General features: G+C 44.2%; 22 protein-coding genes. 19 read left to right on the forward strand and 3 right to left on the reverse strand.

From position 1 onward, the window contains the following. Nucleotides 1-70 precede the first annotated feature (70 nt). The 19 genes from GKZ87_07795 (at nt 71) to GKZ87_07885 (ending at nt 20,179) form a co-directional block, all read left to right on the forward strand. Nucleotides 71-532, forward strand: a complete 462-nt coding sequence (locus GKZ87_07795) for a hypothetical protein (GenBank protein ID QSI25389.1) — start codon at nt 71-73, stop codon at nt 530-532. A gap of 148 nt (nt 533-680) precedes the next feature. Then, nucleotides 681-2,069, forward strand: a complete 1,389-nt coding sequence (locus GKZ87_07800; protein ID QSI25390.1) for an MATE family efflux transporter — start codon at nt 681-683, stop codon at nt 2,067-2,069. Nucleotides 2,070-2,592: 523 nt separating this feature from the next. After that, a complete protein-coding gene (locus GKZ87_07805; protein QSI27913.1) occupies nt 2,593-2,793 on the forward strand; it encodes an AAA family ATPase in 201 nt (66 codons plus the stop codon). 26 nt (nt 2,794-2,819) lie between these two features. Next, nucleotides 2,820-3,191, forward strand: coding sequence for a hypothetical protein (locus GKZ87_07810; protein QSI27914.1), 372 nt, complete (start codon nt 2,820-2,822; stop codon nt 3,189-3,191). 33 nt (nt 3,192-3,224) lie between these two features. Next, nucleotides 3,225-4,322, forward strand: coding sequence for an AAA family ATPase (locus tag GKZ87_07815; protein QSI25391.1), 1,098 nt, complete (start codon nt 3,225-3,227; stop codon nt 4,320-4,322). Between the two features lie 31 nt (nt 4,323-4,353). Then, the gene (locus tag GKZ87_07820; protein ID QSI25392.1) at nt 4,354-6,033 is read left to right on the forward strand and encodes an AAA family ATPase; all 1,680 of its coding nucleotides are present in this window, start codon (nt 4,354-4,356) and stop codon (nt 6,031-6,033) included. 74 nt (nt 6,034-6,107) lie between these two features. Further along, nucleotides 6,108-6,944, forward strand: coding sequence for an inositol monophosphatase (locus GKZ87_07825; GenBank protein QSI25393.1), 837 nt, complete (start codon nt 6,108-6,110; stop codon nt 6,942-6,944). A gap of 59 nt (nt 6,945-7,003) precedes the next feature. Next, on the forward strand, nt 7,004-7,510 hold the full coding sequence (locus GKZ87_07830; GenBank protein ID QSI25394.1) for an elastin: 507 nt from the start codon (nt 7,004-7,006) through the stop codon (nt 7,508-7,510). A gap of 102 nt (nt 7,511-7,612) precedes the next feature. Continuing rightward, nucleotides 7,613-8,677 carry a glycosyltransferase gene (locus tag GKZ87_07835; GenBank protein QSI25395.1) on the forward strand — a complete coding sequence of 355 codons (1,065 nt, stop codon included), beginning with the start codon at nt 7,613-7,615 and terminating at the stop codon, nt 8,675-8,677. Nucleotides 8,678-8,712: 35 nt separating this feature from the next. Beyond that, nucleotides 8,713-9,783 carry a flippase-like domain-containing protein gene (locus tag GKZ87_07840; GenBank protein ID QSI25396.1) on the forward strand — a complete coding sequence of 357 codons (1,071 nt, stop codon included), beginning with the start codon at nt 8,713-8,715 and terminating at the stop codon, nt 9,781-9,783. Further along, nucleotides 9,780-11,759, forward strand: a complete 1,980-nt coding sequence (locus GKZ87_07845; protein ID QSI25397.1) for a glycosyltransferase — start codon at nt 9,780-9,782, stop codon at nt 11,757-11,759. Before GKZ87_07840 ends, GKZ87_07845 begins: the two co-directional genes overlap by 4 nt. Beyond that, on the forward strand, nt 11,749-12,702 hold the full coding sequence (locus GKZ87_07850; GenBank protein ID QSI25398.1) for an HD domain-containing protein: 954 nt from the start codon (nt 11,749-11,751) through the stop codon (nt 12,700-12,702). The genes GKZ87_07845 and GKZ87_07850 overlap by 11 nt, the downstream gene beginning before the upstream one ends. Before the next feature lie 183 nt (nt 12,703-12,885). Beyond that, nucleotides 12,886-14,766 carry a PRD domain-containing protein gene (locus GKZ87_07855; GenBank protein QSI25399.1) on the forward strand — a complete coding sequence of 627 codons (1,881 nt, stop codon included), beginning with the start codon at nt 12,886-12,888 and terminating at the stop codon, nt 14,764-14,766. A 12-nt stretch (nt 14,767-14,778) separates the two neighbouring features. Beyond that, nucleotides 14,779-15,825, forward strand: coding sequence for an aminopeptidase (locus GKZ87_07860; protein ID QSI25400.1), 1,047 nt, complete (start codon nt 14,779-14,781; stop codon nt 15,823-15,825). A gap of 1 nt (nt 15,826) precedes the next feature. Next, entirely contained in the window at nt 15,827-16,150 is a 324-nt protein-coding gene (locus GKZ87_07865) for a PTS lactose/cellobiose transporter subunit IIA (GenBank protein ID QSI25401.1), read from the forward strand. A gap of 1 nt (nt 16,151) precedes the next feature. Continuing rightward, complete coding sequence (locus GKZ87_07870) at nt 16,152-16,484, forward strand: PTS sugar transporter subunit IIB (protein QSI25402.1); 333 nt, start codon at nt 16,152-16,154, stop codon at nt 16,482-16,484. 41 nt (nt 16,485-16,525) lie between these two features. Beyond that, nucleotides 16,526-17,860, forward strand: a complete 1,335-nt coding sequence (locus GKZ87_07875) for a PTS sugar transporter subunit IIC (GenBank protein ID QSI25403.1) — start codon at nt 16,526-16,528, stop codon at nt 17,858-17,860. 56 nt (nt 17,861-17,916) lie between these two features. After that, the gene (locus tag GKZ87_07880) at nt 17,917-18,984 is read left to right on the forward strand and encodes a M24 family metallopeptidase (GenBank protein QSI25404.1); all 1,068 of its coding nucleotides are present in this window, start codon (nt 17,917-17,919) and stop codon (nt 18,982-18,984) included. Between the two features lies 1 nt (nt 18,985). After that, entirely contained in the window at nt 18,986-20,179 is a 1,194-nt protein-coding gene (locus GKZ87_07885; GenBank protein ID QSI25405.1) for a putative C-S lyase, read from the forward strand. A gap of 399 nt (nt 20,180-20,578) precedes the next feature. Here the strand turns inward: GKZ87_07885 and GKZ87_07890 are convergent, their stop codons facing one another. From GKZ87_07890 to GKZ87_07900, 3 genes are read right to left on the reverse strand one after another with little or no spacing between them, the layout of a single operon-like run. Beyond that, on the reverse strand, nt 20,579-21,070 hold the full coding sequence (locus tag GKZ87_07890; GenBank protein ID QSI25406.1) for a DUF1307 domain-containing protein: 492 nt from the start codon (nt 21,068-21,070) through the stop codon (nt 20,579-20,581). A 12-nt stretch (nt 21,071-21,082) separates the two neighbouring features. Beyond that, nucleotides 21,083-22,132, reverse strand: coding sequence for a diguanylate cyclase (locus tag GKZ87_07895; GenBank protein QSI25407.1), 1,050 nt, complete (start codon nt 22,130-22,132; stop codon nt 21,083-21,085). Between the two features lie 39 nt (nt 22,133-22,171). Next, the gene (locus tag GKZ87_07900; GenBank protein ID QSI25408.1) at nt 22,172-24,262 is read right to left on the reverse strand and encodes an EAL domain-containing protein; all 2,091 of its coding nucleotides are present in this window, start codon (nt 24,260-24,262) and stop codon (nt 22,172-22,174) included. Between the last annotated feature and the right edge of the window lie 249 nt (nt 24,263-24,511).

Raw genomic sequence — 24,511 nt, forward strand, 5'->3', positions numbered from 1 at the left:
AGGAGGGAAGGAGGTACAGCACGTTTCCTCCTGCTCTTTTATTGAATTTGTTACATACGAGGAGACAGGTATGAAAAATGATGTTGAGGTAGAGGAAGCAGCAATTCTTAGGGACGCTGCCATGCAGGGAAATGAAATAGAGTTATCCTGTTATCTGGATTATACGGAGATGGATTTTCACCAGGTACTGACCCTGTGTCAGAAGCGAAATATCCAGGTAAAGGTTTTAGGGAAAGTTGTGGATACACAGTGGATGCTGGAAGTACATAAGCTGATATTGAAAAAAAGACAGCTTCAGGTGAAAAAGGGGCAGAAGCAGGGAATAGCGAAGGCTCTTGAACGAAAGCAAAGAGGAGAGGGCGCCTATGGAAGACCCCGCATCACACTACCACCTGATTTTGAAACAGAGGTCGTAAAACGATTGCAGAATCATGAGGCACTACGTCCGTATAAAGAGCTTATCGGAATGAAAAACTCAACCTTTTATAAGGCTGTACAGAGGGTAAGGGAAAAATATACGAGATTGAAATAAATTGAAATTTTCACTTACATGAATTTTTTTATTGTGCTATACTTACGGACGTAAAAGACTGTGACTGTAGCTTACACGTGAAGGTCAATCGCGTGGCAAGCTACAGCTATGGTCTTTTTATTATGCGAAAACAGAAATGGAGGCTATTATGAAACAAAATGTTAATCGTTATCTGGCGGAGGAGCCGATTGGAAGGCTGATGCTGAAATTTTCCATTCCCTGCATTATGTCACTGCTTGTATCTGCTTTATACAATATCGTCGATCAGATATTTATCGGCAGAGGTGTAGGATATTTAGGAAACGGGGCAACCAATGTTGTGTTTCCAATCACGATCATTGCATTATCCCTGGCACTACTGATCGGAGATGGCTGTGCTGCTTTTTTAAGCATCTGTCAGGGAAAAAAGGATGATGAAAATGCACACCGCAGTGTGGGGAATGCCATTCTATTTACAATACTTGTATCTATTGTATTGACAATCTTTTTCATCCTCATGAAGAATCAAGTATTACTGGGCTTTGGCGCAACAGAGAACACCCTGGCCTATGCGGATGAATATTTCACATATATTGTGATCGGTATCCCATTCTTTATGTTTGCGAATATGATGAATTCCATAATTCGTGCGGATGGAAGCCCGCAGTTCGCAATGCTGTCAACACTGGCAGGCTGCTTAATCAATGTCATATTGGACCCCCTTGCAATCTTTGTATTAGGCTGGGGTATGATGGGAGCCGCACTTGCGACGATCATCGGACAGATTGTCACCGCTATACTGGCATTGTATTATGTGAAGCATTTAAAATCCGTCACCCTTACAAAAAGCAGCTTTCACTTACGCTTTTCATTGCTGAAGCAAATCCTGCCACTGGGCATCAGCAGCTTTCTGACACAGATATCCATCGTTGTCATTATGGGGGTTATGAACAATGTATTGGTCATTTTCGGTGCGCAGTCAAAATATGGTGCGGATATCCCGTTGACTGTGGTTGGCATCGTTATGAAGGTCTTTCAAATCGTCATTTCCTTTGTGGTTGGAATTGCGGCAGGGGCACAGCCTATTGTTGGATACAACTATGGCGCACAGCAGATGCAGCGCGTGAAAAAGCTGTTTCGTACGATGCTTCTTGCCGAGGTAGCAGTAGGTCTTGTCGCTATGGTCTGTTTTGAATTTTTCCCATTACAGATTATCCAGATTTTCGGCAGTGAGAACGATTTGTATAATGAATTTGCCGTGCTGGCATTCCGGTTATATCTGGGAACGATTGTTTTATGCTGCGTACAGAAGGCAACCAGTATCTTTCTGCAATCGCTGGGAAAGCCGGTATTGTCCATCGGCCTGTCGCTTTTACGTGATTTTGTGTTAAGTGTTCCCTTTGTGTTACTGCTGCCAAATATGTTTGGTGTTGAAGGAACCTTATATTCTGCGCCGCTTGCGGATATTATTTCCTTTTTCGTTGTAATTGCAGTTAGTATATATATTTTGCGGCATCTGGATGCGGAGCATGCGCTTGCCAATGAGTATTACAAATGAAACAGGTGCTGACAGATTGATAAAAGATTAAATAGATCTATTATATTGCCTATATATACGAAGTCAAAGCAAGGTTGCAATTCCTTGCTTTTTTTAGAGACTTCGAAAGCTTATCCTGCATTTTATTTATGTATCTGTTTTCAGCGATTTAATAGGAAAGTATTTATCAGTTATAGGCTTTTTACTAAGTATGCATATGATTGGTTCATCTGCTATTTTTCATCAAAGGAAGGTCATTTGTGAATGAAAGAATTCTTATAATATCTGTTTTAATTTGTATGTAGTCTCATGCCGCGGTATGGTATAATGAAACAAACAATGTGTCATTAGTTGCCAATACCACACGCAAATAAGGGTAGAGGTGATTAACATGATGAAATATATGAATATTGGGATAATTAAGAGAAGTTCAAAAATAAATATCAGGTTTCCCGCTCAATAAGCATATAAACAGGTTTTATCATGAAAATATAAAGGAATAATAGATTAAGGAGGATACATATCTATGGGAAAGGAGAATAACATGGAGCAAAAGAAGAAAAAAATACCAGTTGGTTTATCCAATTATCAGGAAATGAAGACAGAGAAGTACTATGTGGTAGATAAATCCTTGATGATTAAAGAATTTCTGGATAGCGGTGCGAAGGTAACACTGATTACACGTCCGCGCCGTTTTCACCGAAATAGTGTCGATACCTTTGGTATCCGACAAGAGGCGCGCTAGTAGCGGGAAAAACACTGAATATGAGTATGCTGGCTGAATTTTTCGACCTATCAAAGGATTCCAGGACGATTTTTGAAGATACGAAAATTATGAAAACAGAAAATGCCAGTGAAATAAATAAGTATCCTACTGTTTTTCTGAGCTTTGCAAATGCAAAAGGAAATAAAACAAACATCGTTATGCAGATAAAAATGCAATTATTGAAAGAATATAGAAAATTCAAACAGATTTTCGATGAAATTGATATGTTTGAAAAGCCGAGCTTTGATATGATTATGAAGGGACTTAATAATCTGCAGGATGGATCATTGAATATGGTAGTGAATGCAATCAGTTTCTTAACCGAGAAAAGCTATCGGTATTATGGAAAACGCGTTATGCTGTTTATAGATGAATAGGCTAAAGCCCGCCTTTGGTGCGACACGCCGTTTATCGAAGCACATGTAAATAACTGTTATGATGAATTGCATGGAGCTTTGGCAGGGATGCTGAGCAGTGCATTGAAGGATAACCCTTATTTGCAGTATGCGATGCTGACAGGGATTCAGCGTGTTGCGAAAGAGAACATTTTCTCAGGATTAAATAATCTGAAAGTGCATACGGTAGCCAGTAGTAATTATGCTAGCTATTTTGGCTTTGTGGAAGAAGAAGTAAAAGCTATGCTGGAATACTATGGCTTACCTTATAGCGATGCAGTAAAGGCGATGTATGACGGTTATCATATCGGTGATGAGGATATCTATAATCCATGGTCAGTTATTAACTATGTAAGTGAGAAACAACTGGCTCCCTATTGGGTGAATGTCAGCTCATCGGGAATGATAAAAAAGGCGATGGAGGAAGCGGATGCGGAATTTCATGCACAATATGAGACACTGATCAGGACGAGAAAATTAGAAACGGTCGTTGATCTACAGACATCCTTTTATGAGTATTCCAGCAATGCCAGCCTGTGGGGGCTTTTTGTGAATGCCGGATACTTGACGATTACAGGTGTGGATGATGGCTTGTACTCCTTGGTTGTACCAAATGAGGAAGTGATGGAGGCATTTAAAACGCTGACCCTTGACTATATGAAAAAGGATCCAGACGGATTCACAAAAATGATGCGGGGACTGACACGTAAGAATCCGCAAATGTTTTTGGAGAACTATAGAAAATTTCTCTTAAAAACCACAAGCTATCATGACCTGATCAATGAGAACAGCTATCACACCCTGTTGTTGGGGATGTGTGCATGTCTGTATGCAGATTATGAGGTAAAAAGCAATCAGGAGGCGGGAAAAGGAAGATATGATATCATCCTGCAATGTAAAACGAACAAATATCCATCGTATATCATAGAGCTGAAATATCTGAAGAAAGAGGTATATGAAAAGCGACCGGAGCTATTACAGGAAAAATGCAAAGAGGCTGTCAGACAGATAGAAGCGAATCAATATGATATTGCGATTAGCGGGAATGTAATCTATATCGCACTGGCACACAGCGGGAAAGATGTGGAAATGGTATGGAATGAAAATAAATAATAATAATAAAACTCTTGGAAAGGAGAAAGCCATGGAACAAAAGAAGAAAAAAATACCAGTTGGTTTATCCAATTATCAGGAAATGAAGACAGAGAAGTATTATGTGGTAGATAAATCCTTGATGATTAAAGAATTTTTGGATAGCGGTGCGAAGGTAACACTGATCACACGTCCGCGCCGTTTTGGAAAAACATTAAATATGAGTATGCTGGCAGAATTTTTCGATTATACTAAGGATTCCAGAATGATATTTGAAGATACAGCTATTACGCAGACAGCATATGCAAATGAGATAAATCAGTACCCTACTATCTTTTTGAGCTTTGCGAATTGCAAGGGTAATGAAGAAAATATAAAAATAAATATTTATTATGTATTACGAAAAAAAATGGGAGAATATTTGGCATTACTAGATAATGTAAAGCTTGATAAGGACTTTGTAAATCGTTATCAGATGATTTACGATTCCTTGGCAAAAGAGGAAGATTTTGCACGTGTACAATTTAGCATTATGCTAATGTGTGAGTTATTATATAAGATTTCTGGTAGGCGCATTATGCTGTTTATAGATGAATACGACACGCCGTTTATCGAAGCACATGTAAATAACTGTTATGATGAATTGCATGGAGCTTTGGCAGGGATGCTGAGCAGTGCATTGAAGGATAACCCTTATTTGCAGTATGCGATGCTGACAGGGATTCAGCGTGTTGCGAAGGAAAATACACCACAGGCGGACTTTAGCCTATTTTTAGGATTAAATAATCTGAAAGTGCATACGGTAGCCAGTAGTAATTACGCTAGCTATTTTGGCTTTGTGGAAGAAGAAGTAAAAGCTATGCTGGAATACTATGGCTTACCTTATAGCGATGCAGTAAAGGCGATGTATGACGGTTATCATATCGGTGATGAGGATATCTATAATCCATGGTCAGTTATTAACTATGTTAGTGAGAAACAACTGGCTCCCTATTGGGTGAATGTCAGCTCATCGGGAATGATAAAAAAGGCAATGGAGGAAGCGGATGCGGAATTTCATGCACAATATGAGACACTGATCAGGACGAGAAAATTAGAAACGGTCGTTGATCTGCAGACATCCTTTTATGAGTATTCCAGCAATGCCAGCCTGTGGGGGCTTTTTGTGAATGCCGGATACTTGACGATTACAGGTGTGGATGATGGCTTGTACTCCTTGGTTGTACCAAATGAGGAAGTGATGGAGGCATTTAAAACGCTGACCCTTGACTATATGAAAAAGGACCCAGACGGATTCACAAAAATGATGCGGGGATTGACACGTAAGAATCCGCAAATGTTTTTGGAAAATTATAGAAAATTCCTCTTAAAAACCACAAGCTACCATGACCTGATCAATGAGAACAGCTATCACACCCTGTTATTGGGGATGTGTGCATGTCTGTACGCAGATTATGAGGTAAAAAGCAATCAGGAGGCGGGAAAAGGAAGATATGATATCATCCTGCAATGTAAAACGAACAAATATCCATCGTATATCATAGAGCTGAAATATCTGAAGAAAGAGGAATATGAAAAGCGACCGGAGCTACTACAGGAAAAATGCAAAGAGGCTGTTGAACAGATAGAAGCGAATCGATACGATATTGCGATTAGCGGGAATGTAATCTATATCGCACTTGCACACAGCGGTAAGGATGTGGAAATGGTATGGAAAGAAACCATGAAATGATTAAAAATATAACAGCTGCATGATGAAACAAAGATAGCTGCAGGAATACAAAATTGTTAGGAGGGAACAGTGGCATGGATTATCAGGAGATATACGAACGCCTGTTTATCGCAAGCAAAACAGCGGGAATCGTTGCGGATATGATGCAGGCAACGATTATCAATGAGGGCAAGCAGGTGGAAACGGTGGATGGTGAGGATGAACGTCATAAGCGCATGCGTGAGGCAAAAACCAGGGCGGACGAAATCGTTCAGGAAATTTTATTACAGGCGCTGCTTCCCGAATATCAGGATGTGCTGAGTCTGGATGTAGAAGAGGAAACAGGAAGCCGTACCTGCTTTTCAAAACAGGATTATGCCTATACGCTGGTTCTGGATCCGATTGACGGCACACTGGATTATCTGCACCAAAAGGATACCTGGTCAATCTGCAGTGCCATCATTCATGAACATGATGTGCGCCTGGCAATCGTATATTTTCCGAAACGGGATATTATGTATACGTATGTGGAGGGGAAGGAAAGCAGAGTATATCATCAGCTGAAGCTAAGCAAGGTTGAGGATGGTGAAATTCTGAACAACCGCTATGAAAAGGCTCCCTCAGTCATATACAAAAACAGCCGCTTGTCAGCGGATCTCGTGCAGCAGCTGCAGTCACGCGGCTTTGAGGTTATAGATGACAGTACAAAGGAGCTGGGCTGTCCTGATGCGATTCTGGCATGTATGAAAGGGGAAGCCCTCGCTTACTTCTCCGATACCCGAAATATCCGTGATATACTGCTGGGAGCAGTGCTGTCCAAGATGGAACACGGGCATGCTTATGACTATTGTGGGAATGAGACAGGCTGGGCATCACATGGCCGACAGAAGGAAATTGTCTTCAGTTTGTTTGAAAAAAATAAAATATTTTAAAAAAATTTAGGAATTCGGTACTTTTCATTCGTATATAAGTGTATATAGGAGGTAAATGGATGAAGGAGACTGAATTTTTTTATGAGCCGTGTGTGGATGAGAATCAGACGGTTCATAATATGAAAAGACAGCTGCTGTTCTTAAAGCAGTATACGGCTTCCCTGCGTCTGCACAGTGCGCTGTATGGAGAGGAAAGTGTCCAGCTACAGGTCGAGGATGAGCTCAGTGATTATCTGAACTATACACGCAGCATTGTACAGACTTCAAAAAACAGCAGCTATGTACATAAGGATCCGGTGCTGGAAGCGATGGAGCGTCAGCGAAGGGCCAGGGAAAGGGTGCAGAAGCAGGATCAGAAAGCCTATGTGCTGTTACAGGGAATCCTGCAATTAAAGGATTTGGAAAAGGAGCTTTTACTGGATTTGTATGTGCGCGGGCTGGAGCGAAGCCTGGTGCTGCGCCATCAGGGAGACATCGTGGAAAGCACATTAAACAGACGCCTGCGACGTGCCTGTTTGCATCTGGCGGTGCTTTTGCATCAGGAAGTATTGCTTACACACACTTAGTTACAAACTTGTAATACTTGCAATATGAGTTACAACACCCCTGGGTTTATGGTATAATATTTTAAGGTGGTTATGAAAACCATGTGAACAGGAAGCGGAGGAATGGATTTGGATAAGAAAATCGTAATCAATATGCTGTCCAGTGCCGACAAGGTGGAAGGACAGGGTGTGGGGAGTGCCTATCTGGAACAGGTGAATCTTGTGAAGGAGGGAGCGGATGATTTGTTTACCGTTGAAATCAACAGCAGTAAAAAAGCCGATATCATTCATTCTCATACCATTGATCCGCAGAATTATCTGAAAATGAAGAACAATAAAAATGCCAATGTATGCTATGTGCATTTTCTGCCGGATACACTGAACGGAAGTATTCAGCTTCCCAAGGCACTGTTTTCGGTATTTAAAAAATATGTAATCAGCTTTTATAAAACAGCGGATTATTTGATTGTTGTAAATCCGATTTTTATGAAGGAGCTGGAGAAATACGGAATAGCAAGAGAAAAAATGATCTATATTCCAAACTATGTATCCAAGGAACAGTTTTATGTAAAGCCGGATAGTGAACGTAAGGCCATACGGGAACGCTATGGAATCAAAGAGGATGAATTCGTTGTGATTGGCGTGGGACAGGTACAGACACGCAAGGGCGTGCTGGATTTTGTCGATGTTGCGAAAAAGCTGCCAGAGGTGCGCTTTGTCTGGTGCGGAGGCTTTTCGTTTGGAAAAATTACAGACGGCTATGAGGAATTGAAAAAGGTTGTGGAAAATCCGCCGGAAAATGTGCAGTTTCCGGGAATCATTCCACGCAGTGATATGAACGATGTATATAACATGGCGGATGTACTGTTTATGCCATCCTACAATGAGCTGTTTCCGATGGCGATTCTAGAGGCTGTGAATCTGCATAGACCGATGGTGCTTCGTTCCTTGGAGCTGTACGAGGATATTCTGTTTAAAAAATATCAGATGGCAGATGACAATGACAGCTTTGCCGGGCTGATTCGCAAGCTGCATGAGGATCGGGCCTATTATGAGCGCTGTGCAGAAGACAGTGCCTATATCAGTGAATATTATTCCAAGGAAAATGTGCTGAGCATCTGGAAGGAATTTTATACACGGGTGTACGAGGAGCTGCAGGAACGTAAGCAAAAAGAGGGACGTGCGTAGAATCCGCGCTTGAGCAGGAAGGCAGTTGAGGGTTCATGAAAAATTCATTGCGGAATTATATTTTAAATTTTGTAGTCATCATCGGACTGACCGCTGTTTCCCTGTGGTTTGCGCTGAAGGATAACTATCACGAAATCATGCATCTCATCAGCAGTATCTCCTGGTACTGGCTGGTTATCATTTTCCTGTGGGGGATGATGTATGTCATGGTGCTGGGGCAGATCATCACGATTTTTGCCCGGCGGTATCAAAAAAATTACACCTACCGGCAGGGATTGAGCAACGCACTTGTCGGAACGTTTTTCAGCGGTATTACACCAAGTGCCACCGGTGGTCAGTTTGGACAGGCGTATGTGTTTAAAAAGCAGGGAATCAAGTACAGTGACGGGGCAAGCATTTTGTGGGCGGATTTTATCGTATATCAGACAACCATGATGGTGTATGTTACGATTCTGTTCTTTTTGCGTTATACCCATTATATGTCCATTATCGGCACCTGGTTTCTGGCTATTCTGATTGGTTATATCGTAAATGTCTGCGTTATCAGTATTCTGTGGACAATGGCGTTGTTTCCGCGTGTTTATGTGAAATTAAGCGGGCATGCGGTGACCCTTTTGGCTAAGCTGCATATCGTGAAAAATAAGGAAAAAACACTTGCCGCCTGGACGATTCAGGTGGAGGGCTTTACCAAAGAAATCAATGAAATGAAGCATGAAAAGAAAATCATCGTTAAGACCGTGCTGTGGAATGTGGTTCGTATGACCGTGCAGTTTTCACTTCCATTCTTCATCGCTCGTGCCCTAGGGATACAGCTTGGGCCGGATAAGTTTGTGGACTGTCTGGCACTGGCAAGCTTTGTGCTGATGACCAATGCCTTTATTCCGATTCCTGGCGCAAGTGGCGGTACCGAGCTGGTATTTGTTCAGCTGTTCCGGTTTCTGGTCGGTGGCCTGAAGGCAAGCGGTATTATGATCTTGTGGAGATTCTCCACCTATCATATCGTCATTCTTGTGGGAGCATTCGTATTCCTGCATCTGAAACGGAAATATGATGATGAAAAATACAGAAGGAAGAAACCGAAGAATATCAGGGAGGTGGATTCATGAGAATTGGGCTGTTTACCGATACGTATACACCGGATATCAACGGTGTTGTCTCCAGTATTGTAACACTGCAAAGGGAGCTGGAGAAAAACGGACATGACGTTTATGTCATTACCAATCATAAGGCGATGACAATGAAAAAGGAAGGCAACGTTTTACGTCTGCCTGGGCTGGAGCTGAAATGGCTGTACGGCTATAAGCTGTCAACTCCGTATCATTTCAGTGCCAGGGATGAAATCAAAAACATGCATCTGGATGTGATTCACGTACACACCGAATTCGGAGTAGGGATGTTTGGCCGCATTGTAGCGAAATATCTGAATATACCGGTGGTGACCACGTATCATACGATGTATGAGGACTATACCCATTATGTCAACCGCTTTGAAATCGACGAGGTGGACAAGGTGACGAAAAAGGTGGTTTCCACGTTTTCCCGCTCTATTTCCGACAGTGCGCAGGCGGTGATTTCTCCCAGTGAAAAGACAAAGGAAACACTGTTAAAATACGGTGTGAAAACACCGATCTATGTCATTCCGACCGGCTTGAATTTTGATAAATTCCATCCGGATAATATTGATCCACAGCAGGTACAGGCAATCCGCGAGCAGTATGGTATCCATGAGGATGAACGGCTGATCGTGTTTGTCGGGCGCATCGCACAGGAAAAAAGCATCGAGATTCCCATTGAGGGCTTTCGTTATGTAAAAGATCCGAAAATCAAGCTGATGATCGTTGGCGGCGGTCCGCAGCTGGAGGAGCTGCAGGAGATGGTGAAACGCTATCACCTGGAGCAGCAGGTCATTTTCACTGACAAGAAGCTGCCGGAGGAGGTTCCTGCCTATTATGCATGTGCAGACTGCTTTGTATCCGCATCCCTGACAGAAACGCAGGGGATGACCTATATCGAGGCGCTTGCCTGCGGTCTGCCGGTGTTTGCCCGTTATGATGATGTATTAAAGGATCTCGTGATTGAAGAGGACAGCGGCTTTCTGTTTGAAACAGGGCAGGAGTTTGCGGATAAGCTGACGGATTTTATGCACCGAAGTGATGAGGAACGCAAGGCCTTTTCCAAGCGGGCATTGGAGAAAATTGTGAAATATGATTCCAAGGTATTCTATTCCAAGGTACTCAGTGTGTATTATCAGGCAATCAATGATTTTGAGGACGCCTATGAGGTTATCAAAATCAAAACGCTGGATGATTATGTGCGTATCTATGTGCAGAATGATAAAGAGGATCAGCCGCAAAAGCTGCTTATTGATCTGGACGATTATTTTACGTATAAAATACGGCTGCATACGATGCTGGATCGCTATACAGTTGCCCATTTTCAGAAGAAGGAAATCGTACTCGAGGCTTATCGCGGAGCGATTCGCAAGCTGCGGATGCGTGATTATACCCGCAAGGAAATGGGGACATGGCTGCATCGTCAGCCGGGCTTATCCGTGGAGGATGTGGAAAGCATTCTTTCCGAGCTGGAGGAAAAGGGCTATATCAACGATGCTTTGTATATGCAGCAGAAAATTGAAAAAATGCAGTTTTCCCTAAGTGGAAAGGGCAATATTCGGCGGACCCTGATCAATAAGGGACTGCCTGCGGAGGATGTCGATCAGGCATTGTCCATGCTGGATGATGAGGAGGAGCGTCTGCGCGCCCTGAAAATGGCGGAAAAGCTGATGGCGACGATCAAGGATAAATCTAGGAAAATGAAAAAGCAGACGATTGTACAGAAGCTGATATCCCTGGGCTTTGACAGTGATATAGCAAGAAGTACATCAGAGCGCTTGAATTTTGAAGAAGAGGATGACAGCGAGGCGCTGAATAAGACGATTGCGAAGGCAATTCGCAGCAACAGCCGCAAGCTGAGCGGACAGCCGCTGAAAAATAAGGTTCTGGTCTATTGTATGCAGAAGGGCTTTCTGCATGAGGATATCATGAACCGTCTAAACGAAATGGAGTGGCGTGATGAGCAGTAAAATAAAAGAACTATACGACGGATACAAGGGGGAGCTGAAGGCGATGATCATCAGCGTGAACCGTGGCGTAACAGCCAAGGGTGCACCGTATCTTTCCTTTGTATTTCAGGATAAAAGCGGCAGTATCGATGCGAAATATTGGAATGTGAGCGAGGAGCTGCTGCACAGATTTGAGCCGGGGATGCTGGTGGTGATGAGCGGAGATGTGCTGTGCCACCAAAAGCAGCTGCAGTTTCGCGTACAGCAAATGAAGGAGCTGGATGAGACTGCCGATGTGGCTGATTATGTCAAGGAAGGCCCTGTTTCCCAGCAGGAGCTGCGTGAAAATATCCAGCTGTATATCGATGATATTACCAACACGGTAATGAAGCAGCTGGTATGCGGTATCCTGCAGGATCATGAGAAGGATTTCTTTGAATATCCGGCCGCAACCCGAAATCACCATGATTTCTTTTCCGGACTTGCGACGCATGTGCTGGGAATGCTGCAGCTGGCAGAGCAGCTGTGTCATTTATATCCGCTGCTGGATAAGGATTTGCTGTACAGCGGTGTGATTCTGCATGACGTTGGGAAAACCGTGGAGCTGAGCGGTGCCATTGTCAGTGAATACACGACACAGGGGAAGCTGCTGGGACATATTTCCATCATGCAGGCTGAGGTTCTGGCAAAAGCGAAGGAGCTGGGTGTTGAGGACAGCGAGGAGACGATGCTGCTTCGCCATATGATCCTGTCGCATCACGGGGTATACGAATACGGGTCTCCCGTATTGCCGATGGTGCCGGAAGCAGAGATGCTGCATATGATTGACAATATTGATGCACGCATGAATACCCTGTCCAAGGCTTTGGAGCCGGTGCGGGATGGAGGGTTCACACAGCGGGTATTTGCATTGGAAAATCGTTCCTTTTACAAAAGCAGATACAAAAATTCAGACGGTAAATAGACGCAAAAGCGCTTATTTACCGCTTTTTTTCGGCAGTTTCCAGTTTATGGATAAATTTTTCATGTTTCCTGTGAAATTGTTAATCTTTTTATTTTTTAAAACTTTCGATATACTAACCATGCAAGCTGATAACGCTTTCACCTGGTTGTCAGCAATACAAATAGAAAAGAAAGGAGGAGGCATATGAGAGAAAAACGAATACTGGAAGAATTGATGAACAGCAAGCAGTACTGCAGTCTGGAATACTTCTCCAAGCAGCTGCAGGTGTCAACAAGAACCATCAGCAACGATATCAAATATCTCATGCAGGACGGTGAGCGGTATGGCTTTCGTATCCATCTCAAACGGCGTTCAGGCTACTATCTGGAAATCATCGATCATGAGGCGTTCAAGCAGTACATGCATACGGATCAGGACAGCGTGGCACTTAGCAGCAAGGAGCGCGTTGATACCATCATCGCCCTGCTTCTGCTGCAAAAGGATTTCATTACGCAGGAAACGATGGCGGACATGCTGCAGGTCAGCAAATCCATCATTAAGGTGGATATGGCAAAGGTGGAACGGGCGTTGTTTGAACATAGCATTTCCCTTATTAAAAAGGCGCATTATGGAATCACATTAGAGTGTGAGGGGATGCTGCGCAAGCTGTATCTGCTGGAGCTGCAGGAAAAGGATAATCCCTATGTGAAAAAAATCATGGAGCAGCAGCTTTCCCAGCAGCATATACAGCATCTGGAGAAGCAGCTGATTACCCTGTTAAAGCAGCACCGTCTCAATACGAATTATGTTGAGTTAAAGAAAATTGACCTGTTTATAAAGGTAACGGTGCTGCTGGCAGAAAAGGGAATCACCTCAACAAAGGGTACCATTCCAGACAGCTCTGTTCACAGACATATGGCGAATGCGCTCGCAGAGGGAATGCAGTCGATCTGTCAGGTACAGCTGAGTGAATATGACAAGTATGATATCGCCAATTATCTCAAGCAGAAAACAAAGCCGAGCGATGTATTTTTGTATGATGAGGGACTGATTGTTGATATCGAGACATTCCTGCAGGAGGCGGATGAACAGTATCATACACAGTTCAATACCGATGCGGAATTTAAAAAGAGTCTGCTTGCGCATGTCTCTCTCTTGCTTGACCGTCTGCATCAGAGTATATCCTTCTCTAACCCGCTCGTCCATGAAATCAGCGTAAAATATCCGGTAATCTTTAATATCTGTATCCGTTTTGCCGGTATGCTGGAGGAGAAATACCATGTAAAGACCACGCAGGATGAAATCGGATTTATCGCCACACATTTTGCGGCGCATATGGAAAAGGAGCTGCATCACAAGCTGAACCTGTATCACCGTATTGCCATCATATGCTCCAGCGGGGGAGGCAGTGCCTTCCTGATCAAGCTGAAGCTGGAGACGATTTTCTCCTCCAGCGATATTCAGACCTTCTCACTTCTGGAAATGGAGGAGGTAAGAGCATATGAACCGGATATTATCTTCACCATTAAGTCGCTGGATGAGGCATTTGATGTTCCCATTGTGCTCATTAAGGAGCTGCTGGATGATGCGGATATTCAAAAAATCAAAAATCTGCTGGAAACCGATGCCTCCCTTACGCTGCAGGAGCGAACATTTACCTCTTTGTTTCGCAAAAATGCCTTCCATATCTTTCATACAGGAGACTATGAGAGTATGGTTCAAATTATGGCTAACAGGCTGGAGCAGGAGGGCTATTGCGAGGATGGCTATGCGGCCTCGGTGAAACAGCGTGAGGAGGTCTTGTCCACCGTCTATAACAATGGAATCGCTATTCCGCATCCGCTGGAAATGTGCGGACGGGGGAATATCCTTTCTGTCGGTATTGTAAAGCAGGAGGTAGCTGTACAGGATAAGCCGGTACAGGTCATTTTCCTGGTCGATCTGGAAAAGGGAGATTTAAAGCTGCATCAGAATATAACCAGGGTGCTGTTTGAGGTCATGAGTGATTCTGCACTGATTGCACAGCTGCGGCGTGCGGAGTCCTATGAGGATTTCATGAAATGCATCGCACACCTGAGATTTTAAAGGAGGGGTTTTATGAATATACAGTTTTTAGAAAGGCTGTCCAATGCGGATGGCATCGCATCCAATGAGCAGGAGGTACGGGATGTTCTGGTTACGGAGCTGAAGGAGTATGCGGATGAAATTTCCACAGACAATCTAGGAAGCATCATCTTCAAAAAGGGAAACCGCGGCCCGAAGATCATGCTCTGCGCTCATATCGATGAGGTCGGCTTTATCGTTCGCAGCGTATCCGAACAGGGACAGGTCATGCTGATGAGCGTGGGCGGTGTAAAGCCGCTGGCCCAGTTCATGCAGAGGGTACGCATTACGACAGAGGACGGCAAAAAAATCCACGGCATTATTCAGGCAGCCTATGAGAACAATGCAGCCACTAAGGTTTATGTGGATCTTGGCGCAGAAACAGCACAGGAGGTCTACGACCTGGGGATTCAGGTTGGTGACATGGTGACCTATACGACAGAATTTGAACATTTCTCTATACAGGATGTAGTGGCAGGAAAGGCGTTTGATGACCGTTTGGGCTGCTTCATCATGGGTGAGGTATTAAAACGCCTGCAGAGCATGGATCACCCCAATACCGTTTACATGGTGGGAACCTCCAGTGAGGAGGTGGGAATACGCGGTGCGAAAACCGCAGTATACAAGGTGAATCCCGATGTGGTATTCCCGATTGATGTAGCCTGCTTCAATGATGAATTTGTACGCAATCATACCAATCAGCGCCAAATTGGTAAGGGGATGATGCTGACAAATTTCGATCGCACACTTGCTCCCAATCGTGCCCTGATACGCCGTATCAAGGACACGGCACATACATTGCATAAGCCATTGCAGCTGGATATGTTCAATGGAGGAGGAACCGATGGCGGAGAGGCTCACAAGAGCCGGGATGGGAAACCAACCGCTGTCAGCTGCCTGCCTGTCCGCTATGGACACTGCGCCTATTCGATTGCGCATCTTCGCGATATTGCGGATGCCATCGACATCTTTACAGAGCTGATCGTTAATTTTGACGAGGAAGCCTATCGTACATCTACAAATTTTTTGAAAGGAGTCTAGCATGACAGAATTAGAACAACAGATCATCGGCATTATTTCCGCAGCCGGTGACAGTAAGGGGAAGGCCTTTGAAGCCCTTCGCAAGGTAAAGGAAAGCGACTATGCGCAAGCCCGCGCCCTGCTTGAGGAAAGCAGAAAAATCGATTTGGAGGCACACAAAATCCAGACGAAGCTGATCCAGTCGGAAATGGATCCGGAAGCCGACAAGCCGGAGCTGTCACTGCTTATGGTCCATGCACAGGATCACTATATGACCAGCCAGCTGGCAAGAGATGTGATTGAAGCACTGGTTGATGTTTTTGAAGCAAAAGAGGGAGGAAACTAACATGAGAATTTTATTATGCTGCGCAGGTGGTTTTTCCACCAATATGCTGATGCAGAACATGAAAAAGGTCGTAAAGGAAAGCGCAAAGCTGAACGAAGAGGATTTTAAGTTTACAGCGATTCCTGCAGACTCTCTGGAGGAGGAAATCGATAACTGGGATGTGGTTCTGGTCGGGCCGCAGGTATCTCATAAAATTGATTTTATCGAGGCTGTATGCAAACCGAAAAACGTACCGTTTGCCGTAATCGACAAGGATGTATACGGACAGATGGACGGAGCCACGGTATTAAAGCTGGCACTGGTGACACACAAAAAGCATCAGATGGGAAAATAATTCACGATTGTATAGTATATAAGAAAAGAAAGGAACCTAGTATGTTTAATAAATTTGAGGCCTTTATGAACAAATGGCTGATGCCGATTGCTCAAAAAGTAGATAAACAGCGCCATCTGAGTGCCATTAAGGCATCCATGGTCGCAATGACACCATTCACGATTCTGGGGAGCTTCTTCGCCATTATCCCTGCTTTACCAAATATGATTGGAGAGAATAACGCATTCAGTCAGTTCATTCTGAACAATGCGGAGCTGCTTGACCTGCCGGTTACCTTATCCATCGGTATGATGAGTGTATATGTAACCATGTGTATCGCATACAACCTGGGAAATCATTACAAGCTGTATATTCCCGGCTGTATCACTCTGTCCACCTTTGCTTTCCTGTTTGTAGCTGCTGAAAACGTTGAGGGCGGTATCAGCATTACGAACTTCGGAGCCAAGGGTCTGTTCTGTGCCATGCTGGTTGGTATGGCTGCCACGGAGCTGTATCGTTTCTGTAAGGAAAGAAATTTGACTGTCCGCATGCCGGAGGGGGTACCGGACTTCGTATCCAAATCCTTTGAGCTGATTCCTACGACGATTATCGTTGCCGGAACCTTCATCGCTGTACGTTTCTTCTCTCAGCAGATTTTCGGAGCACTGCCTCCACAGATTCTGACACAATTTTTAGCACCGCTGGTTGGTTCTATGGATAATCCATGGGCAGTATTGTTCCTGCATTTCATGATCTGTCTGATTTTCTTCTTTGGTATTCATTCCTCTGTATTCGGCCCGATCACACGTCCGATCATGGCTACCTTTATTGCAGAAAATATCAGAGCTATGCAGCAGGGCAATCCGCTGCCGCACTTCTATACAGCGGGTACCTCCAGTGCCTTCTTCGGATTCACCGGTGCCGGTATTACCATCGGCTGTGTTGTGGCGTGTATGCTATCCAAATCCAAGCGTTACCGCAAAATCGGGCAGGTTGCCTTGTTCCCGTCCCTGTTTGGTATCAATGAGCCGATTCTCTTTGGTGCACCAATTATTCTGAATCCGATCATGTTTATCCCATTCGTATTCGGTGGTGCCATCATCGGTACGATGCCAATGTTTTTGATGCACTATGGTCTGCTGGATAAGCCGTTCTTCGATCCTCCTTATGTTGGAGTATTCCTGGAGGGCTTCCTGACCAACGGAGACTGGAGAGTCATTCTGGCATGTGGTGCACAGCTGATCCTTGCTATTCTGCTCTATCTGCCGTTCTTCAAAATTATGGAGCGTCAGGAGCTGCGCGAGGAGGAAGCAAGAGCCAAGAAAGCTGAGGAAGCAAAAAACATCTTCTCTGAGGATGAGGAGGCTTTACTGAACGATTTGGATCTTGATTTCTAAAAAACAAGCACAGCGGCATCCTTACGGGTGCCGCTTTCCATAAAGGAGGAAGCAGTATGCAAAGAATACAGAAAATCCGCTCAATTCTGGATGAAAAACAAATCGACGCCATTTTAATCAAAAGCCGTTCCAATAAACGCTACCTGGGAGCACTTACAGGCAGCGGTGTCAAGGTGCTCGTCACAAGGGATGCGCTGTATCAGATTATGGATGGCCGCTATAGTAATGAGGCAAGGGAAACAACCAGCGGCTTTACCCTTATTGTACACGACCAGGGAACAAGCTATTTAACAGAGGTACAGCGTATTGTTGGAAACGGTGCACGTCTTGGCATCGAGGCCAATCAGGTGCTGGTAAAGGAATATCTTTCCATGCAATCATTTGGCTTTGAAACCGTACTGCTGGAACAGGAGCTGGAGGCAGCGCGCCGTTGTAAGGATGCCCAGGAAATCGCACTAGTACGCAAGGCCTGTGCAATCACGGATGCTATTTTTCAGGAAACGATCACTACGATTCGTATTGGCATGAAGGAAACGGAGGTCAGTGCGCTGCTGCAATATCTGGCAATCAAAAACGGTGCCAGTGGAATGGCATTTGATACGATCGTTGCCAGTGGGGTACGCGGAAGTATGCCGCATGGCCGTCCGAGTGAGAAAACCTTTGCGGCTCATGAATGTATCACGATTGATTTTGGTATCACCTATCAGGGCTATCAGTCCGATATGACCAGAACGATTTGTATCGGGGAACCCAAGCCGGAAATGAAGAAGATATATGATATTGTTCTGGAAGCACAGTGCGCCGGAGTCGCCTTTATCCGCAGCGGTGTAAAGGGGAAGGATGTGGATGCCCATGTACGCAGCATAATTGCCGGCTATGGCTATGGGGAATATTTCACGCACGGACTCGGTCATGGCATGGGAATGGGGGATGGTGAGCTGCCGGTATTGAACCAGCGCAGTGAAACAGTTCTTGAGGAAGGAATGATTATGTCCTGTGAGCCTGGTATTTATGTGCCAGGTGTCGGCGGTGTGCGCATTGAGGACGATGTTCTGATTGAAAACGGCGTCGGTGTACCCCTGAATACTACAACTAAAGAGCTTATCATACTGGAGGAAAAATAATATGAAGTACGATTTTGATCACGTAATCAACCGCAAGCTCGGCAAATGCCGCAAGTGGGATAATACGATTCTGAAAGAGAAATTCGGTTTGAATGAGAAAGCGATTCCCATGGATTTGGCAGATTTGGATTTTGAATGTGCTCCGGCAATCAAACAGGCGATGATCGAGCGTGCGGCTTTGGGGGATTATGGCTATACGTATACGTATGATGCTTATTATGATGCCCTGATCAGCTGGAATAAGCGCCGTTTTCATGTGGATATTGAAAAGGAATGGATCAAGCTGACCTTTGGAACCTGCGGTACCCTGCATTATATCGTGCAGTGCTTCTGTAAGGAAGGGGATGCCGTTATGATCAACACCCCGGCCTATGATCCGTTCGCAGAAGCGGTAGAGCGCGGCGGCTGTCGTCTGGTCTGTAATTCCCTGAAGCTGGAGAATATGCGGTATTATCTGGATTTTGAAACCATGGAGCGCCAGATGGTTGAGGAGGATGTCAAGCTGTTTATCTTCTGTTCTCCGCAAAATCCAAGCGGCCGGGTATGGACAAAAAAGGAGCTTCATCAGCTCAGCGAGCTATGCTTAAAGCATAAGGTTCTGCTTGTATGTGATGAAATCCACCGGGATGTGATCTTCGAGCGTGAAGGCTTTACTACGCTGTGGAATGCCCATGATAAAATTGCGGATGCATCCATTATGTGTGTATCTCCGAATAAGGGCTTTAATTTGGGTGGCTTGAAATCCTCCTATATCATTGTTAAGAATAAGGAAATCCGGGAGCGGCTGCTGGCATACCTGCAAAAGGTCTATGTGACCAGTCCTCATGTGTTCGCCGTTCCTGCCATCGTTGCGGCTTATAACGATTCGGAAGAATGGCTGGATCAGCTGGCTACTTATATTGGTGAAAATTTCACCATTGTGTATGACTGGTTTGAAACACATATGCCTAAGGCGAAGGTGATGAAAAGTGATTCCAGCTTCCTGGCATGGATTGATATGCGCGATATATTCAAGAATGAAGAGGAAATGCAGAGCTTCTTTATCAAAGCCAATGTTTCTATGGTTGTCGGCAGCTATTTTGTGAAGGACGGCTATGGTTGGGTACGTCTGAACATCGGTACGCAGAAATCCATTTTGCAGGAAGCACTGCGCCGTATCGGAGATACCTGGACACAGTGGGATTCACATAAATAACAGACGATGAAAGAGAAAAGAAGATCAACGATATAAGAAAATAATATAAAAAACGTGTTGAGCTTATCACTTTCAGATTGTATTGGAATACAACTGTAAGAGAATACAGCTTCCACAACGCATCCTATGCAAGTGCAGGTAAGAATACATTAAAAAAGAAGGAAAGCTCCTAGTATTTATAGGAATATTCCTTCTTCTTTTGGTATTTCTTATCCATGGAATGAAAAGAGGAAGAACCTCAGCAAGGTTTCCTGCTTTTTATCCTGAATGATGCTGTCATAATCAAAGCCGCGTAAGGAATGCAAGCTACTCCTTCTATACCAGCACTTTTATTATATGCTCCTTTTGCGGTTCCCAATATTCGCTGGCTTACAGAGCATATAAAGCTTGCCTGCTGCCTTAATCTGTCGTACAGACAAGACCCTGACTTTCATAGACCGCAACTGCTTTATCCAAAACGAAATCGGATGTATTTGCGGCAGTTAGAAAATCCATATCCTTCAGCTCCTGTGCATTGACATTGCGCAGATCGAAATGCAGCTTCTGCATGAATTTTTTTCCAGACACGGAAGCCTCATACTGCAGTCCTTTGATTTTGGAATATTCCTTTTGGCGCTCCTTGATACACGCTGCCATTTGCTTATCGCTGTAGCCATATGCGGCATAATCACTCTGTAGGAGTATGCTCTGTTCCTGGATTTGGTTATTTTCTGCCTTCAATGTTGTTGTGATGCTGGTATCCTGTAAGGTACCTTTGCAGGTAATCTGCTCGATTACCTGCTTTTCTTTCTGTGTACAGCCGCTGACAATCATTAACAGAAGCACACCGAGAATTCGTTTCTTCATCCTATCACTCCTATAGTTTAGTATGGGTTTCGTATCATTCCTCATGCAGCCGGAAAGCTAAATAGCGGTATGAAAGACAACCATCTGCTTCCCATTCCGTTTTCCCTGATATAACAGCTGATCTGCCTGATTGATCCAATGATCCAGAGAAAGCCCGGGCCTTCCCTGACAGATTCCAAAGGTCATCGTTACACATATGCTGTGGTGCTCATACATGAATGTATAGCTTTTCAGCCATTGGCAAAATTCTGTTAGCTGCTGTATGGCTTCCTCATCACTGGCATTGTGAAAATGAAAAACAAATTCCTCGCCACCCCAGCGGCAGATAAAGATATTCGGATCCAGCTTACTGCGCATAAGCTCAGCGAGCTCACGTAAAATGTGATCTCCGCAAATATGTCCATAGGTGTCGTTGATCAGCTTAAAATCATCAATGTCTCCCATGGCGAGAAAGCTATGTGTGCTGTCGCATTGCGATATCCGTTTTTTCATGCAGCTGCGGTTATACAGCCCGGTCAGCTGATCATAATCAGCAATTTGCAGTAAATCCTCATTTTGCTTGATTAAGGCTTCCTTTCCGATAATGGCGCTTGCCCGTGATACATAGGCCACGTACAGAATGATCACAAAGGCTCCTATACTGTTACAGATAAACAAAATGTTTAATAAAACAGCCCCATCTGCCGGCAATATGGGATCCTGTACATTGAGATGCAGAAGGAAAAAAGCCAGAATATGCAGTAGGGAGAATACGTAGGGAATGTAGGTTTTGCGGTAGGGACAAAAATATACAAGCGAAGCCATTCCTACAAGGAACAGGAAAAAAGCAGAATTCCATCCGAACAGTATCGTATGCGTGCTTACAAAGCAGATCGTTTCAAGGTGGATCAGCGATACCGCAGCTGCATATTTTTTCCTTTTTGTTACGAGCAGCAGCATGCCGATATAAAACAGCACGCTGCATATATTATAAAAGCAGGGAATTGCGAATTGCAGCATTCCCATCATCACCGCGTATACAGTATGCAGGACGATACCAAGACCTGTCAGATTGCGGTATACGAAGTGGATATAGTTAGTTTCATTATTTTGCGGCTTTATCAGCATAGCCAGACCCTCCTGCCTGTGTAAATAAACCTTTTTTGCTTATCCATCCAACTGTCCATCCAGCAGCTTCTCAAATTCATGGACAGGAACCGGCTTGGAATATACATAGCCCTGAATCAGATCACAGGTGGTATGCTTCAAAAATTCAACCTGCGGCACTGTTTCAATTCCTTCTGCCACTGTCGTCATATCCAGCTCCTTCGCCATGCGCAGCACACTGCGTATGATGATGTTTTCCTTTTCATTTGCCATGGATAAGGATGAGAAGAAGGCCTTGTCCAGCTTAATGGCATCTACGTCCAGATCCTTCAGAGAATTCAGGGTAGAGTAGCCGCATCCGAAGTCATCCATGGAACAGCGAAAGCCTGCGTCGTGGATTTTCTTAATGATTCTGGTAAACGTGTCAGGATCTTCGAAGACCATCGTTTCTGTAAGCTCGATTTCCAAATATTCAAAGGGAACCGCATATTGCTCACGAAGACGGATATACGGTGTTAAAAAATCCATGCTCTGAAAATGCACACGGGACATATTAACAGAAATCGGAAGCGGTGTTTTTCCTTCCTTCAGCCATTTGCTTAAAAGAGAGCAGGCCTTTTCAAACACATAAAGATCCAGCTGCAGTATGAATCCGTTTGTTTCAAACAGCGGAATAAAATCATTTGGCGGAATGAGTCCGTAATGAGGGTCGTTCCAGCGGATCAGTGCTTCCGCACCTGCAATTTTCTTTGTCTGTACACTGACCTTCGGCTGTAAATAGACCTCAAATTCCTCATGCTTCAAGGCCTCCCGCATCCGGTTTTCCATATTTTTTTCAATGAACATGCGATCGCGTATTTCATCTGAGTAATAGCTGCATACGCAAAGATCTGTATTTTTACTATGCTTGGCCTTAATAGCGGCATGTGCACGATCCTCCATATAGATAATCGGCAGGCAGGGCTCATGCACCGTATAAATTCCGGCAGAAAAGGTCAGATAATATTTATGTGAGGCTTCTGTATTAAAGGAATTGATATCCGCCACCATATGCTTCAGGCGCTGCTCGGTTTCCTCTTTCGTGTTGCATTTCATAAGGATGACGAAATTATCAGCGAACATACGGGCCGCATATTCATCCCTGTTTAAATGCTTTGTAATCTTATCATGAACATATTCCAGTGTGCGATCCCCCAAATCAACACCACCGATATCGTTCACAAGCTTGAATTTCTGCATATTCATCCAGATCATTTGATAGGTATCGCTTTCTGCCTGGCGGATGGATTCCTGAGCAACCATATCAAATTTTCTGCGGTTGAAGCCCTTTGTCACCTCGTCGGAATATGCAAGCTTATGCAGGGAATGGTTATATTCCTCCAGCTGTTCCTTCTGCCGCGTCAGCTCGGTGATATCGGTATATATGAGCAGATAGACAGGATCGCCATTGATCCAGTCTACACATTGTGCATTCACATTGAAAAAACGCTTGCCTCCGGTATTGGAAACAGGGGAGATCATACAGCGGACAGACTCTCCTCTGCGTATGGCGGCATATTGTTTTTTTACCTCAAGCAGCCCGTTGTCTGCGTTCAAATCTTCAATGGAAAAGGAAAGCCTGGTTTTAAAATACTGATGGAAGCTGTCATTTCCTTCCATAAAAATAAGACTGTCAGCGGTTGCCCGATACTTGGCAATCAGTCCCGGGAAGTTATTCTGTGTGGCGTTCTTTTCGATTTTAGCCTGCATGAGGTCAGTGATATCCATCATAACGGAATAGGAAATCTGATAACCGTTTATGTATTCGTCAATAAAGGTGCCTATGAGCTTGATCCACAGCCTTCTTCCGCTTTTATGGCGCATGCGGCAGATACATTCATAGCGGTTTTTCCCCTCCTGCAGGGTTTTTACAACGATTTCATTCAGTGCCTCCCAATCCCCGGGATCATCCTTATAATACAGATCGGGCCGGTTTTGAAATTTCTGTTCGTATTCTGCTTTTTCATACCCGAACATATCATAATATCTGTTGTTTGCGGCAACGAGTGTGAAATGCTCATCCAGCAGATGCTTACTGACACTGGCATTGAGAGATTCCATCAGGTACTGGTATTCAAGATCCTTTGATAACTCCGCGATGTTTGACTGCATAGGTAGCCTCCTGATATTCTTTGTTTCATATCTGTAATTATATCACTATCTATGTAAAATTTATATGCAAAAAGGAGGAGTTATACAACAAAATAAAGGTAAAATGTCGATTTTTATAGGACTTATCAGATTTCAGTGAGTATTTTACTGTGTAGAAGTTTTCTGCCCGCAAAGCTATACAGGCAGAAAAAAAGCCCGCTTCTTACTTGCGTAAAAGGGAGCTTTTCTGCTTGCATCGTTCTTGTGTAT

It is taken from the genome of Erysipelotrichaceae bacterium 66202529, assembly GCA_017161075.1.
GTDB lineage: Bacteria > Bacillota_I > Bacilli_A > Erysipelotrichales > Erysipelotrichaceae > Clostridium_AQ.